Below are 13,998 nucleotides of genomic sequence, written 5' to 3' on the forward strand. Positions count from 1 at the left end.
GTCCGCCGATGGCGGCGTCGCGGGTGCCAGCCAGCGACAAGAGGACGACATGACGGGTCTGCCCCAGACGGCGTGTGCAATGCCTGCCTACCAGCCCCAAGTAGCTCAGCGACTGAGCCTGCGTGACGAGCAACGGCGCAGCATCGCGCACCGCACGCGCCTCGTGCTGATCGGCGTTTCCGCGCAGCTGGCCGCATGGGCCGCGCAGGCGCAGGCCGCCAGCGACGCGGTCGCCACGACCCTCGCGGCGCCGGTGGCGGCCGCCGTCGTCGAGAACCCCTACGGTCTGGCCGCGCTGTGGGCGGGCAGCGACGTCGTCGCCAAGGTCGTGCTGCTGATGCTGGTCGTGATGTCGATCGGAAGCTGGTACGTGATCGTCACCAAGTTCATCGAGCAGAACCGGCTCGGTCGCCATGCCCGCCAGGCCCGGGACAGCTTCTGGTCGGCCGCCGACCTGCAGCAGGGCACCGAGGCGCTCGATCCGGTCAGCCCCTTCCGCGAGCTGGCCCGGTCCGGTGCCGAGGCAACCCGCAAGCATGACGGCCTGCTCGGCCAGATCGACCTCAACACCTGGGTGACGATGTCGATCCAGCGCGCCATCGAACGCATCAACAGCCGCATGCAGGGCGGCCTGGCCTTCCTGGCGACGGTCGGCTCGACAGCGCCGTTCGTCGGCCTGTTCGGCACCGTCTGGGGCATCTACCACGCGCTGACCGCGATCGGCGTGGCAGGCCAGGCCTCGATCGACAAGGTCGCCGGCCCGGTCGGCGAGGCGCTGATCATGACCGCCATCGGCCTGGCCGTCGCGGTTCCGGCGGTGCTGGGCTACAACTGGCTGGTCCGGCGCAACAAGGCCGCGATGGACGAGGTCCGCGGCTTCGCCGGCGACCTGCATGCGGTGCTGCTGGCGCAGGCCGGTTCGGCACGCTGACATCGTGTCCATCGACCGGATGCCCGTGTTGATCGACCCTCCAGCCTGAACCGTCACCATGGCCCTGCAACTGCCCGCCAGCGGGTTCGACGGCACCGAGGACGACGCCGAGGTGATCGCCGCCATCAACACCACGCCGCTGGTCGACGTGATGCTGGTGCTGCTCATCATCTTCCTGATCACCATCCCGGTCGTGAACCTGTCCTCGCCGGTGGTGCTGCCCAAGGAGCGCAACCAGCCGCGCCAGAGCCAGCCCGACACGATCGTCGTGTCGGTCGATGCGCGTGGCGGCCTGCACTGGTTCGACCAGCCGCTCAAGGACCGAGACGCGCTGCTGGCGCGGTTGCGCGAGGTGGCCACGCGCCAGCCACAGCCGGAGGTGCACCTGCGCGGCGATGCCGCCGCGCGCTACGCGATGGTTGCGCCGGTGCTGCAGGCCTGCACCCTGACCGGCATCGCCAAGGTGTCCTTCATCACCGAACCGCCGCCGCGCAACTGAGGCCACGGACATGGCGATGACTCCGCTGGGTGGATCGGGTGACGACGACGCGCCGATCATGGACATCAACACCACGCCGCTGATCGACGTGATGCTGGTGCTGCTGGTCATGCTGATCATCACCATCCCGATCCAGCTGCATGCGGTGGACCTGCGCCTGCCGGTGTCGAAGACGCCGGCGACGCAGACGCCGCCGGTGCCGATCCAGCTGCGCATCGAGGCCGACGACACGATGCGCTGGAACGGCGAGCCGCTGGCCGACCGCGCCGAGTTGCAGCGCCGCATGCTCGACGCAGCCGCCCAGGTGCCGGTCTTGCCCTTGCGCATCGAGGCCGATGGCCGCGCCAGCTACGGCGCGCTGGCCGGCGTGATGGTCGCGGCCGACCAGGCCGGGCTGAAGCAACTGGGCGTGTCCAGCACGCCGGTCGGACCATGACGGGCGACGCCGCGCAACACCCGGCCGGTCTCGGCGCCTTCCGCGACGCACCGGCCAGCGAGGAGCGCCGCACGCGCCGCGTCGGCCTGGCGCTCGTGGTGGGCGCGCATCTCCTGATGGGCTGGTGGCTGCTGCAGCCCACGCTGCGCGAGGCACCGGCCAGGCTGAAGGCGATCGAGGCGGCGATCCTCGATGCGCCGCCACCTCCTCCACCACCGCCACCGCCGCCGCCGCCCGCCCGGCTGGTCGAGACACCGAGGCCGGCGGCCCCCACGCCCGCACCGCCGCCACCGAGGTCGCAACCTCCGGCGCAGCCGCCCGCACCCGTCCCGACGCCGCTGCCCGAGGTCCGCCCGATCGAGCCGGTCCCGGTGCCGGCTGCGCCTCCGGCGGCACCGGTCCAGCCGCCCGCGCCGCCACCGGTTACCGCGCCTGCACCCGCGCCCGCACCCGTTGCGGCGCCCTCGCCAGCGCCCGCAACGCCACCGGCACCCGCCTCCCGGCCGGCCTCGTCCGAGGTCGCCGTGGTCTGCCCAGGCTACCGGCGCATCCTCGAGACCTCGCTGGCCGACGAGTGGAACCGCGTGGGCATCACCGGCGTCGTCGAGGTGCTGATCAAGGTGCGCGGCAACCAGATCGTTGACGTGCAGGCCCTGTCCGGACCGAAGGAATACCACCGCGCGGTGCAGCGCGCCGTGCGCCGCTTCAAGTGCAGCGTCGACGGTGCCGACGAGCGCGACGTGCGTCTCGAGGTGAGCTTCCGCGAGACCGGCTGAGGCGGTCGGGCCAGCCTGGTGCGGACATGAAAAAGGCGCCTCGGAAGGCGCCTTTCAGTCGGACCTGAAGCGGTCGATCAGACGCGCTTGCGGTACTCGTGGGTGCGGGTGTCGATCTCGATCTTGTCGCCCTGGGCGACGAAGATGGGCACAGGGATCTCGAATCCGGTGGAGATCTTCGCGGGCTTCAGGACCTTGCCCGAGGTGTCGCCCTTGACGGCAGGCTCGGTCCAGGTCACTTCGCGGACCAGCGAGGTCGGCAGTTCGACCGAGATCGCCTTGCCGTCGTAGAACACGACCTCGGCCTGCATGCCGTCTTCCAGGTAGCTGATCGCGTCGCCCATGTTCTCGGCCTCGACCTCGAACTGGTTGAACTCGGTGTCCATGAAGACATACATCGGGTCGGCGAAGTAGGAGTAGGTGCACTCCTTCTTGTCCAGGATGACCTGGTCCATCTTGTCGTCGGCCTTGAAGACGACTTCCGTGCCGGAGTTGTTCAGCAGGCTCTTGAGCTTCATGCGCACGGTCGCGGCATTGCGGCCACCGCGGCTGTATTCGGTACGGAGCACGACCATCGGGTCCTTGCCCTGCATGATCACGTTGCCGGCGCGGATTTCCTGTGCAATCTTCATCTCGGTATCCCAGTTTCCCAGTTGTCTTGGCGGTCGTCGCGGCCCCCGCAGGGTGTTCAGGTGCCGGCCCAGAGGCGTCAGAGGGTCTTTCGAGCGCCTCGGTGTCCGTGGTCTGCGCAGGGAAAACAGGGGATCGGGCTCGACCACAAGGGGCCCGGGACCCTGCGCAAAGCCCGTGATTCTAGACGGTTTGGATGTCGCCTCGGCGCAGATCGATGAAGTCCAGCAGACGGGACACGAGATCGGGCAGCGCCAACATGTCCATCGCCCGCTTCAAGGCCCATGCCTGCCAGACTGGCCACAGCGGTTGATCCGGCAACAGCCGGGCCCAGGCGGATGCCGCGGCCGTGTCGTCGCCGGCATTGCCGGATGCGGGGCTGTCCAGGCCGTTCCAGGACCGCCAGACGGCCGCCAGCGGCTTGACCAGCGCAGGTTCCGCACCCTTCAGGTAGAGCCCGAGGAAGGCCTCCAGCTTGTCGGCATGGGCGCCATCGTCCTGCGGGTAGAGCTGCCAGACGAAGGGCCGGCCGGACCACAGCGCGCGCACCAGCGAGTCCTCGCCCCGCACCAGCAGCAGGTCGCTGGCGCGCAGCTGGCGATCGAAGCCAGGCTGGTCGACGTGGGGCAGCGCTTGCCAGGTGATGACCCCATCGCGCACCGGCACGGCCTCGTCCAGCGCCAGGCCCAGCCGACTGACCACGCTGCGGGCCGACCAGCCCGGCGTGACGTCCACCCGTGCGCCGCAGGGCAGGGCGGCCAGGGCCTTGCGCAGCCCGGACAGGCCGCTCGGGTCGTAGCTGAACAGGGTGAGGTGCAAGGGGCGGTCGCTCACCGTCTCCACCGCCGCCGGCAACACGCCCGCCTCGCGCAGCAAGCCACCGGTCGCCGCCGTGAAGCCGGGATAGAAGAACCACTTGTCGAGGCCACATGCCGGCCCGGACAGCTGCGGCGAGCGCAATCCGTGCGAGCGTTCGACATAGGGCTCGGCGCTGAGGTATTCGAGGTTGATCCACAGCGGCGGCCGGGCGCTCGCGGCCATGCGGGCGACGAAGGCCGAAGGGGGGTCGCAGCCAAAGGCCTCGACGACGACGTCGCCGGGCTGCTCGTGATCCAGCGGGTCGCGCCAGGGCTGCAACTGCACGCCGTCGGCGCCGACGGGTGCCATCCAGGTCAGCGCCGAGGCATCGTCGATCCACAGACGCACGGCATGGCCTCGGGCGGCCAGGTCGGCCGACAGGCGCCAGCACACGCCCACGTCGCCGTGGTTGTCGATGACGCGGCAGAAGACGTCCCAGTGCAGGGCGGCAGGGTGGCCGGATGGGCGGGTCGGGGTCATGGGTGCGGGCTTGTGCGGAGGGGCGGTGACATGGACGGTGAGACCGGCGGGGACAAGGTCGGGGACGGCAAAATCCTCGCATGGTCACCCAGAACGAGAGCCAGAACACGCCGCCGCTGCCGGAGCGCGAGGCAACGCCGGTCGAGCCCACGCCCCGCGAACGCACCTGGCAGCGCCTGCTCGGCGAGGTCGCCGCGTTGCCGCAGCTGCCGGGCGTCTACCGCTACTTCGATGCGCAAGGCGGCCTCCTCTACGTCGGCAAGGCCCGCAACCTGCGCAAGCGCGTATCGAGCTACTTCCAGAAGGATCATGCCGGCACGCGCATTGGCCACATGGTCGGCCGCATCGAGCGGCTCGAAACCACGGTGGTGCGCAACGAGGCCGAGGCGCTGCTGCTCGAGAACAACCTCATCAAGACGCAGAACCCGCGCTTCAACATCCTGTTCCGGGACGACAAGAGCTACCCCTACCTCAAGCTCGTCACGCACGAGTTCCCGCGGGTGGCCTATTTCCGAGGTGCGGTCGACCGGCGGCACCGCTACTTCGGGCCGTACCCGAGCGCCTGGGCGGTCAAGGAAGGCATCCAGCTGATCCAGAAGGTGTTCATGCTGCGCACCTGCGAGGACACCGTCTACGCCAACCGCACGCGGCCCTGCCTGCTGTTCCAGATCCACCGCTGCTCGGGGCCGTGTGTCGGCGAGATCAGCCGCGAGGACTACGCCCGCGACGTGCGCGACGCCGTGCGCTTCCTCGACGGCGAGACCGAGGTGGTGCTGGCCGGCCTCCAGGACGAGATGATGAAGGCCGCCGAGGCCTATGAATACGAGAAGGCGGCCGAGGTTCGTGACCGCATCGGCGCACTGTCCAAGGTGCTGCACCAGCAGGCCATCGACACCGGCGACGAACGCGACGTCGACGTGCTGGCGGTCAAGGTCCAGGGCGGCAAGGCCTGCGTCAACCTTGCGATGGTGCGGGGCGGGCGGCACCTGGGCGATCGGGCCTATTTCCCGGCCCACATCGAGGACGCGCTGGCCCTCAGCGCGGGTGATGCGGACGATGACCAGGCCGAGGCGCCCGGCGGGGATCTGGCCCAAGGCACCGTGCGAAATGCCGATGAACACGGCCTTCCCGGCCACGACCTGCATGTCACCAGCCCTGAACGGACCGTGCTGGAGGCCTTCATGGCGCAGCATTACCTGGGCGTCGACTGCCCGCCGATGCTGGTCACCAGCGAGGCGGTCTCGCGCGAGCTGCTGCAGGCGCTGGGCGGTCCGTCGCAGCGCCGCATCACGGCCCAGCACCAGCCGCGCGACCAGCGCCGGATCTGGCTGGACATGGCGATCAAGGGCTGCGACATCGCGCTGGCGCGGCTGCTGGCCGAGGAGGGCTCGCAGCAGTCGCGCACCCGTGCGCTGGTCGAGGCGCTGGACCTCGCGCCCGAAGGCGAGGACGCGGCGCTCGACAGCCTGCGCATCGAGTGCTTCGACATCAGCCACACGCAGGGCGAGGCGACCCAGGCCTCCTGCGTCGTGTTCGAGAACCACCGCATGCAGCCGGCCCAGTACCGGCGCTTCAACATCGCCGGCATCCAGGGTGGCGACGACTACGCCGCGATGCGGCAGGTGCTGCATCGCCGCTACGCCAAGCTGGTCGAGGCGGCGCGTCAAGGTGAAGGCCGGCTGCCGGACCTGGTGCTGATCGACGGCGGTCGCGGCCAGGTCGGGGTGGCGCGGGAGGTCTTCGAGGAACTGGGCATCGACCTGTCCATCATCGTGGGCGTCGAGAAGGGCGAAGGCCGCAAGGTCGGGCTCGAGGAACTCGTGTTCGCCGATGGTCGCGACAAGGTCTACCTTGGCCGCGACTCGGCCGCGCTGATGCTGGTGGCGCAGATCCGCGACGAGGCCCACCGTTTCGCGATCACCGGCATGCGCGCCAAACGCGCCTCGGTCCGAACCGGAGGCAGCCGGCTGGAGGACATTCCCGGCGTCGGTCCGAAGAAGCGCGCCCGGCTGCTGCAACGGTTTGGCGGCGTGCGCGGCGTGGCGCAGGCCAGCGTCGACGACCTGGCCACCGTCGAGGGCATCTCGATCGACCTCGCGCAGCAGATCCACCAGGCCTTGCGCTGACGCATGACGAAGCTGTCGCTGAACCTGTGCACAATGCCTCACCATGTTCACGACGCTACCGACGCTGTTGACCTGGGCCCGCATCGTGGCCATCCCGCTCATCGTGGGGATCTACTACCTGCCGTGGTCCACCGCACATCGCAATGAGGCCGCCACGCTGCTGTTCGTGCTGGTCGCGCTGACCGACTGGCTCGATGGCTATCTGGCCCGCAAGCTCAACCAGACCTCCGCCTTCGGCGCTTTCCTCGATCCTGTCGCCGACAAGCTGCTGGTCTGTGCCGCGTTGCTGGTGCTGCTGCAGCTGGACCGTGTCAACGCGCTGGTCGGGCTGGTCATCATCGGCCGCGAGATCACGATCTCGGCCCTGCGCGAATGGATGGCGCAGATCGGTGCCTCGCGCAGCGTGGCCGTCCACATGCTGGGCAAGCTCAAGACGGCCGCGCAAATGATCGCGATTCCCTTCCTGCTGTTCGACGGTCGCCTGTTCGGGCTGATCGACACGCGCTTCTGGGGCACCGTGCTGATCCTCGTCGCCACCGTGCTGACCATCTGGTCGATGGTCTATTACCTGCAGAAGGCCGTCCCCGAGATCCGCGCGAAGGTGCGCTGAGTGAGCACCGTCAACGCGCCGTCGGCCACCGATGGCGGACGCTGGATCGCCGCGATGCCGGCCGTCTTCGTTGTCATCTGGAGCACCGGCTTCGTTGTCGCACGCTACGGCATGCCGCATGCGCCGCCCTTCGCTTTCCTGGCGGTGCGGTTCATCCTGTCGGCCCTGCTCCTGGGCGTCTGGGCACAACTGGCCGGAGCCGCCTGGCCGGCATCTCGTGGCCAATGGCGTCACCTGGCCATCACCGGCGTGCTCATGCATGGCGGCTACCTGGGGGGCGTCTGGGCTGCGGTGCGATGGGGCATCGGCGCCGGCACGGTTGCGCTGATCGTCGGCTTGCAGCCCTTGCTGACCACGCTGTGGGTCGAGGCTCGGCATCGTTCGTCGATCACCGGCGCGGCCCACGAACGGCTGGGTCCGCGCCACTGGATCGGCCTGCTGATGGGCCTGTGCGGCCTGGCGCTGGTGGTGGGGCCCAAGCTCGGTCATGGGGAGGTGACGCCGGTCAACTTGGTGCTGGCCCTGCTCGCGTTGCTGAGCATCACGGCCGGCACGCTTTACCAGAAGCACCACGTGCAACCTTGCGACGTGCGCACGGCGGGCGCCGTGCAGATGGTGGCCGCGCTGGTCGTCGCCGCTCCGATCGCACTCGGGGAACTGACCGGGGGCGGGGCGCACGTGGACCTGCACCCCGAGTTGATCGGCGCCATGGCCTGGTCGGTCCTGGCCCTGACGCTGGGCGGCAGTTCCCTGCTCTACCTGCTGATCGCACGCGGTGCGGCCACCCGCGTCACCAGCCTGATGTACCTCGTGCCGCCCTGCACCGCCGTGCTGGCCTGGCTGCTGTTCGACGAGGTCATCAACGTCAGCATGGTCGCCGGCATGGCGCTCAGCCTCGCGGGCGTGCTGCTGGTCGTGAGGGCCGGCCGCGGCCGGTCCTGACGTGCTCGCGGCGGGCCGCGGAAGTGTTGTGTCCGCACGTTTTCAAGTCCTGATCGACGGGGTGGCGAGCGCCTCCGGCCAGGCGTCCGACCCGGCCCGCGCAGGGCCTTAGAATCCGGCGCCGCGGCCGTGGCTGGCCGGTCCCGTCAGGGCCCGCGTCCGATGTCCTTCGGCCGGCGTTGACCCAGCTGTTGCGTAGGGGGCGCAAGCCCCGAGGATGCTTCCGTGAACAAGTCCGAACTGATCGAACACATCGCCGAACAGGCCGACATCTCCAAGGCCGCCGCCGCGCGCGCCCTGGACGCCGTCATCGGTGGTGTCGGCGAAGCCCTCAGGAAGGGCGACAGCGTCTCGCTGGTCGGTTTCGGCACGTTCTCGGTCACCAAGCGGGCACCCCGCAGCGGACGCAACCCGCGCACCGGCGCGGCCATCAAGATCAAGGCCAGCAAGGTGGCCAAGTTCCGGCCAGGCAAGGCCCTACGGGACGCCATCAACTGGTCCACGACGAAGGTCCTGCACGCGGCGGGTGCTTAGCTCAGTTGGTAGAGCGGCGCCCTTACAAGGCGTAGGTCGGGGGTTCGAGCCCCTCAGCACCCACCATCACCGCCACGCGCAGGGCATCCCAGCCTGACACGCCACGCACCGTTTCAACGAGAGCTCCCATGTTCGATTTCGTCCGTCGCCACAACCGCCTGCTGCAGCTCGGCCTGGTGATCGTGATCTTCCCGTCCTTCGTCGCCTTCGGCATCCAGGGCTACCAGAGCTTCAACGAGAAGACCCAGTCGGTTGCCCATGTGGATGGTCAGCCGATCACCCAGGCAGAGTGGGATGCGGCACACCGCCAGCAGGTCGAACGCATGCGCGCGCAGATGCCCAATGTCGATGCCAAGCTGCTCGACAGCCCGATGGTTCGCCAGCAGGTGCTCGACCAGCTGGTGCGCGAGCGCGTGATGTTCGCGGCTGCTCGTGACCTGCGCCTAGACCCGACCGATCAGCGACTGCAGCGCCTGTTCCGCGCCGATCCGAATTTCGAGAGCCTGCGCAACCCGGACGGTACGGTGAAGGCCGAGCTGCTGGCCATGCGCGGCATGACTTCCGCGCAGTTCGCCCAGCAGCTCAAGCAGGATCTCGCGATGCGTCAGGTCCTCCTGGGCCTGGGCGTATCGGTGCCGGCCTCGACCGCCGTGACGACCCGTGCGCTGGATCCCTACTTCCAGCAGCGCGAGATCCAGGTGGCAACGTTCTCGGTGCAGGACCAGCGGGCCAAGGTGCAGGTCAGCGATGCCGAGCTGAAGGCTTATTTCGACGACGAGAAGAACGCCGCGAAGTTCCAGTCCAAGGAGACCGTGTCGTTCGAGTACGTCGTGCTCGACATGGCGGCGGCGGCGCAGAGCGTGACGCTGTCGACCGAAGACCTGCGCAAGCACTACGACGAGAACGTCGCCCGCTTCGAGACGCCCCAGGAGCGCCGTGCCCGTCACATCCTCGTGAAGATCGATCCGTCGGCCAGTTCTGACGCGAAGGCCAAGGCACGCGCCAAGGCCGAGGGTCTGCTGCAGCAGCTCAAGGCCGATCGCAAGCTCTTCGCCGACCTGGCTCGCAAGCAGTCGGACGACCCGGGCTCGGCCACGCAGGGCGGCGACCTGGACTGGATCTCGCGCGGCGCCATGGTCAAGCCCTTCGAGGACGCGGTCTTCTCGTTGGGCAAGGGTGAGCTGAGCGGCTTGGTCGAGAGTGAGTTCGGACTGCACCTCATCGAGGTCACCGACATCCGCGGCGGCGAACGTCGCAGCTTCGAGAGCGTGCGAGCCGAGCTCGAGAAGGAAGTGCGCCAGCAGCTGGCCCAGAAGCGCTACGCCGAGCTGGCCGAGCAGTTCACCGACCTGGTCGAGCAAGAGGACAACCTGCAGGCTGTCGCGACCAAGCTGAAGCTGCAGATCGGGCGTGCCGACAAGCTGGTTCGGGGCGAGCCGCCGGCGAACGCGCCGCTGCTGGCCAATCCCAAGTTGATGGAGACGCTGTTCGACACCCAGACGCTGAACGCCAAGCGCAACTCCGCGCCGATCGAACTCGGCGGCAACCAGCTGGCCGCCGTGCACGTGACCGAGCATGCGCCGTCGCGCCGTGAGTCGATCGAGGAGGTCGGCGTTCGTCTGCGTCAGCTGGTCACCGACCAGAAGGCGGCTGCGGCCGCCGTGGCAGCCGGCAAGGCCGCGTTGGACGACTGGAAGCAGCAACCGACCAGTGCGGCGCTGGGTGCGGCGATGACCGTCTCTCGCGTCGAGGCGCGGAGCCAGTCGCCGGCCTTGTTGAATGCCGTGATGCGTGCGTCGACCGACGCGCTGCCGGCGTGGGTTGGCGTCGACTTGGGGCAGGGCGGCTACGCGGTCGTGCGCATCAACAAGGTCCTCGGTGCCGATCCCGCCGTGCTGGAGCCGCAGCGTGCGGCGGCCCAATATGCACAGCTCTGGACCCAGGCCGAGACCGACGCCTACTACAAGTCACTGCGCAAGCATTTCAAGGTCGATGTCTCGGCAGCGCCCGCCGCCGCATCGGGCGCGGCGCGCTGAGGCCACGTTGCGGGCGACGCTGAAAAGTTGCCTGTCATACTGGACAGGTCAGAGTTTCACGTTATACTTTATGTCTCTGCGGTGGCTGTAGCTCAGTTGGTAGAGCCCCGGATTGTGATTCCGGTGGTCGTGGGTTCGAGTCCCATCAGCCACCCCACCCCACCGCAACGTGCACGTCAGACGCCCCTCACGGGGCGTTTTTCGTTGGTGCATCGCATTGGTGCATCGTTGTGCATCCAATGATCCTTGCGGCTGTTGGCGCTTGTTTTCGGCGCCACTCTGCCGAACCGCTGCGTAGCCGTTGCCCAGTCAGGGCAAGTGTTATGTCGCTGCCGACGTTCGAGTATCCAGAACCGGCTGCTCGCGAGTTCAAGGGATAAGGTCTTCAGGCCCAGATGCGCGATGTCATCGGGCGTCTTCTTCGAGCCGACAGAATGGGGCATCCCAACGACGCCCCTTTTTTGGGCCGAACTCTTGCAAACCACCATCGGTTGTCCCGAGCCCGATGATGTCGATGCGACGAAGTTCAGCGGCCGTCAGCGGCGCTGCCGTCGAGGTCCGCCGGATTCAGCCGTTCAGGACCCGTCGAGCTTCCATCAATGCCGCCTCTGGCGAGCTGGCCAGCACGAGCTTGCGCCATGCCGTCCGGAGATGGTCATTGACCTCGAACCAGGCGATGCCCAGCTGGCGCGCGATCTCCTTGACCGCATAGCCCTTGCTCAGGAGGGCGAGCACGTCGCGTTCACGGTCGGCGAGGACGACGGTGGAGAGGTCGGCGACCGGTTCTCGCAGCGGGTCGCCGACCGCCGCGATCTCGCGGAAGAACGCCAGCATGCGGCGCGCCATCGCCGGCGACAGTGAAGGCTGGCCGCGCGCGATCTTCTGAAGTTCCTCGACCAGCACCTCGAAGCGGTCTTCCTTCAGGAGATAGCCGTTGGCACCGCATTGCAGGGCCGGGAACAGGTGTTCGTCGTCCGAATGCAGCGTCGTCGCGACCTTGATGGCCGGGTCCTCGCTCAGCTGCGACAACAGCGCCAGGCCTTCGCCGTCGGCCGATTCCAGGTCGCACAGCACCAGGTCGAAGCGTGCGGCGTCCGGTCGGCGCTGTGTCCCGTGTTCGCCCAGGCCGAGCAGGTGTCGGGCGGCGTCGAGATCGGCCGCCTCGCTGAACGTGATTTCGTCGCTGAAGCTCTCGCGCACCACCCGCACCATGAACTGGCGCGCGGCAGCGTTTTCCTCGACGACGAGTGCCCGCAAGGGCAAGGATCCGGACATGGGGCGTGACAGGGTTCTGGAACGGGTTCTCAAGATTATCGGCCGGGCAACGATCACGCTGTCGGCCGCCCCCGAGGTCCAGGGGACGGCAGGTTGCGGAATGGGTGTTTTGACCCCGTCGTGCGGTCACACCGTCATCCACGGACGTTTTTTCGTGTGTTGGACGGCGCTCTGCCGATTCTGCTGTCGGGCGCAAACGGTTGAACGCGACCCCGAACTGAAACCGGTGCGCTCCTTACAATCGCCGACCATGCGCATCCTGGTAGCCAACGACGACGGGTACCTCGCCCCGGGCCTTCAGGCCCTCGCGAGGGTTTGCAGCGAATTCGGAACGATCGACGTGGTCGCGCCCGAGCAGAACGCGAGCGGCACGTCCAATGCCCTGACGCTGACGCGGCCGCTGTCGGTGCACACGGCGGCCAACGGCTTCCGATATGTCAACGGCACGCCGTCGGACTGTGTCCACGTGGCGATGACCGGCCTGCTCGAGCACCGGCCCGACCTGGTCGTCTCCGGCATCAACAACGGCGCCAACATGGGCGACGACACGGTCTATTCAGGCACCGTGGCCGCCGCGATGGAGGGCTACCTCTTCGGTGTGCCGGCGCTGGCCTTCTCGCTGTCTGAGAAGGGCTGGGGCCACCTGGACGCGGCCGAGGCCGCGATGCGACGGGTGCTGCGCGAGGTGCTGGCCGCCGCCTGGGCCCGCGAGCACTGGCTGCTCAACGTCAACATCCCCAGCAGCCCCGATGCGGCGGACGCGCCGATCGAGGTGACGCGGCTCGGCAAGCGCCACGCCAGCGAGCCGGTGATCCGCCAGTTGAGCCCGCGCGGCGAGCCGATCTACTGGATCGGCGCCGCAGGCGATGCGCGCGAGGCCGGCGAGGGCACCGACTTCCATGCGGTCGCCCAGGGCCGCATCTCGATCACGCCCCTGCAGGTCGACCTGACCGATCACGCCCGGCTTGGCAGCTGGGCCGGGCGCTGGCGCGGTCCGGCGGCCTGAAGCCCCATGAGCGAGGCCGGCACCCCGCGTCGCAAGCGTTTCCCGCTGTCGCTGGACGACACCCGGCCGGTCACGCGACGGCTGGTCGGATCGCACGCCAACCTGCCGGCATCGACGTCGCCGACGGCAGCGAAGCCTTCCCCGGCTCTGCCTCAGGTTCCCGCTGCCCTGCCGGCTGCGGGACACGGCCTTGATTCCGCCAGCTTCCGCTCCCGCATGGTCGATCGTGTGCGTCTGGACGGCTGCCAGGACGCCGACGTGCTGCGCGTGATGGGCGAGGTGCCGCGCCACCTCTTCGTCGATCCGGCGCTGGTGTCGCAGGCCTACGAGGACACCAGCCTGCCGATCGGCCTGGGCCAGACCATCTCCAAGCCATCGGTGGTGGCGCGGATGCTCGCGCTGCTGCGGGCCCGTCCGGGCGGTCCTTCTCTCGGCCGGGTGCTGGAGATCGGCACCGGCTGCGGTTACCAGGCGGCGTTGCTGTGCGGCCTGGCGCGCAACGTCTACTCGATCGAGCGGCTCAAGGGCCTGCACGACAAGGCGCGCGAGAACCTCGCGCCGATCCGGCCGGCCAACCTTCGCCTGATCTTCGGTGATGGCCGCGTGGGCCATGGTCCGAACGCGCCCTACGACGGCATCATCTCGGCCGCCGGTGGCCTGGATGTGCCGCAGGCCTGGCGGGACCAGCTCGCGCCCGGCGGCCGTCTGGTCGCGCCGGTGCAGAGTGCGCCGGGTTCGGCCCAGCAGGTGCTGATCGTGGTTGATCGCATGCCAGACGGTCGCTGGGTCGAGCAACGCCACGAAACGGTCCGTTTCGTCCCCTTAGAATCCGGCACCCGTGACCACAGGCCGGCGTGAG

14 protein-coding genes and 2 tRNA genes are annotated in these 13,998 nt (G+C 68.7%); 13 read left to right on the forward strand and 3 right to left on the reverse strand.

The annotated features are described in order from the left end of the window. Positions 1-79 precede the first annotated feature (79 nt). The 4 genes from Q8X39_RS02555 to Q8X39_RS02570 are packed head-to-tail and all read left to right on the forward strand — an operon-like array spanning position 80 to position 2,642. Positions 80-931 carry a MotA/TolQ/ExbB proton channel family protein gene (locus tag Q8X39_RS02555; protein ID WP_305748048.1) on the forward strand — a complete coding sequence of 284 codons (852 nt, stop codon included), beginning with the start codon at positions 80-82 and terminating at the stop codon, positions 929-931. A gap of 58 nt (positions 932-989) precedes the next feature. After that, the gene (locus tag Q8X39_RS02560; protein WP_305748049.1) at positions 990-1,430 is read left to right on the forward strand and encodes an ExbD/TolR family protein; all 441 of its coding nucleotides are present in this window, start codon (positions 990-992) and stop codon (positions 1,428-1,430) included. A 10-nt stretch (positions 1,431-1,440) separates the two neighbouring features. Continuing rightward, positions 1,441-1,866 carry an ExbD/TolR family protein gene (locus Q8X39_RS02565; protein WP_305748050.1) on the forward strand — a complete coding sequence of 142 codons (426 nt, stop codon included), beginning with the start codon at positions 1,441-1,443 and terminating at the stop codon, positions 1,864-1,866. Further along, on the forward strand, positions 1,863-2,642 hold the full coding sequence (locus Q8X39_RS02570; protein WP_305748051.1) for a hypothetical protein: 780 nt from the start codon (positions 1,863-1,865) through the stop codon (positions 2,640-2,642). The genes Q8X39_RS02565 and Q8X39_RS02570 overlap by 4 nt, the downstream gene beginning before the upstream one ends. A gap of 77 nt (positions 2,643-2,719) precedes the next feature. On the opposite strand, the gene efp is transcribed toward Q8X39_RS02570, so the two are convergent. Then, positions 2,720-3,274: an elongation factor P gene (efp, locus tag Q8X39_RS02575; protein WP_305748052.1), complete on the reverse strand. Its 555-nt coding sequence runs from the start codon at positions 3,272-3,274 to the stop codon at positions 2,720-2,722. 181 nt (positions 3,275-3,455) lie between these two features. Continuing rightward, a complete protein-coding gene (locus tag Q8X39_RS02580; protein WP_305748053.1) occupies positions 3,456-4,610 on the reverse strand; it encodes an elongation factor P maturation arginine rhamnosyltransferase EarP in 1,155 nt (384 codons plus the stop codon). Between the two features lie 80 nt (positions 4,611-4,690). On the opposite strand from Q8X39_RS02580, the gene uvrC reads away from it, so the two are divergent. From uvrC to Q8X39_RS02615, 7 genes are all read left to right on the forward strand, one after another. Then, positions 4,691-6,736, forward strand: coding sequence for an excinuclease ABC subunit UvrC (gene uvrC / locus Q8X39_RS02585; RefSeq protein WP_305748054.1), 2,046 nt, complete (start codon positions 4,691-4,693; stop codon positions 6,734-6,736). A 43-nt stretch (positions 6,737-6,779) separates the two neighbouring features. Further along, positions 6,780-7,346: a CDP-diacylglycerol--glycerol-3-phosphate 3-phosphatidyltransferase gene (gene pgsA, locus Q8X39_RS02590; protein ID WP_305748055.1), complete on the forward strand. Its 567-nt coding sequence runs from the start codon at positions 6,780-6,782 to the stop codon at positions 7,344-7,346. Positions 7,347-7,400: 54 nt separating this feature from the next. After that, positions 7,401-8,288, forward strand: coding sequence for a DMT family transporter (locus Q8X39_RS02595; protein WP_305748267.1), 888 nt, complete (start codon positions 7,401-7,403; stop codon positions 8,286-8,288). A 225-nt stretch (positions 8,289-8,513) separates the two neighbouring features. Then, entirely contained in the window at positions 8,514-8,822 is a 309-nt protein-coding gene (locus tag Q8X39_RS02600; protein WP_305748056.1) for an HU family DNA-binding protein, read from the forward strand. Beyond that, positions 8,813-8,888 (forward strand) — tRNA-Val (locus Q8X39_RS02605). Before Q8X39_RS02600 ends, Q8X39_RS02605 begins: the two co-directional genes overlap by 10 nt. Before the next feature lie 62 nt (positions 8,889-8,950). Further along, complete coding sequence (locus Q8X39_RS02610) at positions 8,951-10,858, forward strand: SurA N-terminal domain-containing protein (protein ID WP_305748057.1); 1,908 nt, start codon at positions 8,951-8,953, stop codon at positions 10,856-10,858. Positions 10,859-10,939: 81 nt separating this feature from the next. Next, positions 10,940-11,015: transfer RNA gene (locus tag Q8X39_RS02615), tRNA-His, on the forward strand. 410 nt (positions 11,016-11,425) lie between these two features. Here the strand turns inward: Q8X39_RS02615 and Q8X39_RS02620 are convergent. Further along, entirely contained in the window at positions 11,426-12,190 is a 765-nt protein-coding gene (locus tag Q8X39_RS02620; RefSeq protein WP_305748058.1) for a response regulator transcription factor, read from the reverse strand. 193 nt (positions 12,191-12,383) lie between these two features. Between Q8X39_RS02620 and surE the strand changes: the two genes are divergently transcribed. Both surE and Q8X39_RS02630 read left to right on the forward strand, forming a co-directional pair. After that, positions 12,384-13,139: a 5'/3'-nucleotidase SurE gene (gene surE / locus Q8X39_RS02625; protein WP_305748059.1), complete on the forward strand. Its 756-nt coding sequence runs from the start codon at positions 12,384-12,386 to the stop codon at positions 13,137-13,139. A 6-nt stretch (positions 13,140-13,145) separates the two neighbouring features. Then, entirely contained in the window at positions 13,146-13,997 is an 852-nt protein-coding gene (locus Q8X39_RS02630) for a protein-L-isoaspartate(D-aspartate) O-methyltransferase (RefSeq protein WP_305748060.1), read from the forward strand. The last annotated feature ends 1 nt before the right edge of the window (position 13,998 follow it).

Origin of the sequence: Leptothrix discophora, from assembly GCF_030705305.1 — a bacterium.
GTDB classification, from domain to species: domain Bacteria; phylum Pseudomonadota; class Gammaproteobacteria; order Burkholderiales; family Burkholderiaceae_C; genus Sphaerotilus; species Sphaerotilus discophorus.

Coding starts and splice junctions, on each gene's coding strand:
- Q8X39_RS02555 (WP_305748048.1), top strand. CDS start 80: ATGCCTGCCTACCAGCCCCAAGTAGCTCAGCGACTGAGCCTGCGTGAC.
- Q8X39_RS02560 (WP_305748049.1), top strand. CDS start 990: ATGGCCCTGCAACTGCCCGCCAGCGGGTTCGACGGCACCGAGGACGAC.
- Q8X39_RS02565 (WP_305748050.1), top strand. CDS start 1,441: ATGGCGATGACTCCGCTGGGTGGATCGGGTGACGACGACGCGCCGATC.
- Q8X39_RS02570 (WP_305748051.1), top strand. CDS start 1,863: ATGACGGGCGACGCCGCGCAACACCCGGCCGGTCTCGGCGCCTTCCGC.
- efp (WP_305748052.1), bottom strand. CDS start 3,274: ATGAAGATTGCACAGGAAATCCGCGCCGGCAACGTGATCATGCAGGGC.
- Q8X39_RS02580 (WP_305748053.1), bottom strand. CDS start 4,610: ATGACCCCGACCCGCCCATCCGGCCACCCTGCCGCCCTGCACTGGGAC.
- uvrC (WP_305748054.1), top strand. CDS start 4,691: ATGGTCACCCAGAACGAGAGCCAGAACACGCCGCCGCTGCCGGAGCGC.
- pgsA (WP_305748055.1), top strand. CDS start 6,780: ATGTTCACGACGCTACCGACGCTGTTGACCTGGGCCCGCATCGTGGCC.
- Q8X39_RS02595 (WP_305748267.1), top strand. CDS start 7,401: ATGCCGGCCGTCTTCGTTGTCATCTGGAGCACCGGCTTCGTTGTCGCA.
- Q8X39_RS02610 (WP_305748057.1), top strand. CDS start 8,951: ATGTTCGATTTCGTCCGTCGCCACAACCGCCTGCTGCAGCTCGGCCTG.
- surE (WP_305748059.1), top strand. CDS start 12,384: ATGCGCATCCTGGTAGCCAACGACGACGGGTACCTCGCCCCGGGCCTT.
- Q8X39_RS02630 (WP_305748060.1), top strand. CDS start 13,146: ATGAGCGAGGCCGGCACCCCGCGTCGCAAGCGTTTCCCGCTGTCGCTG.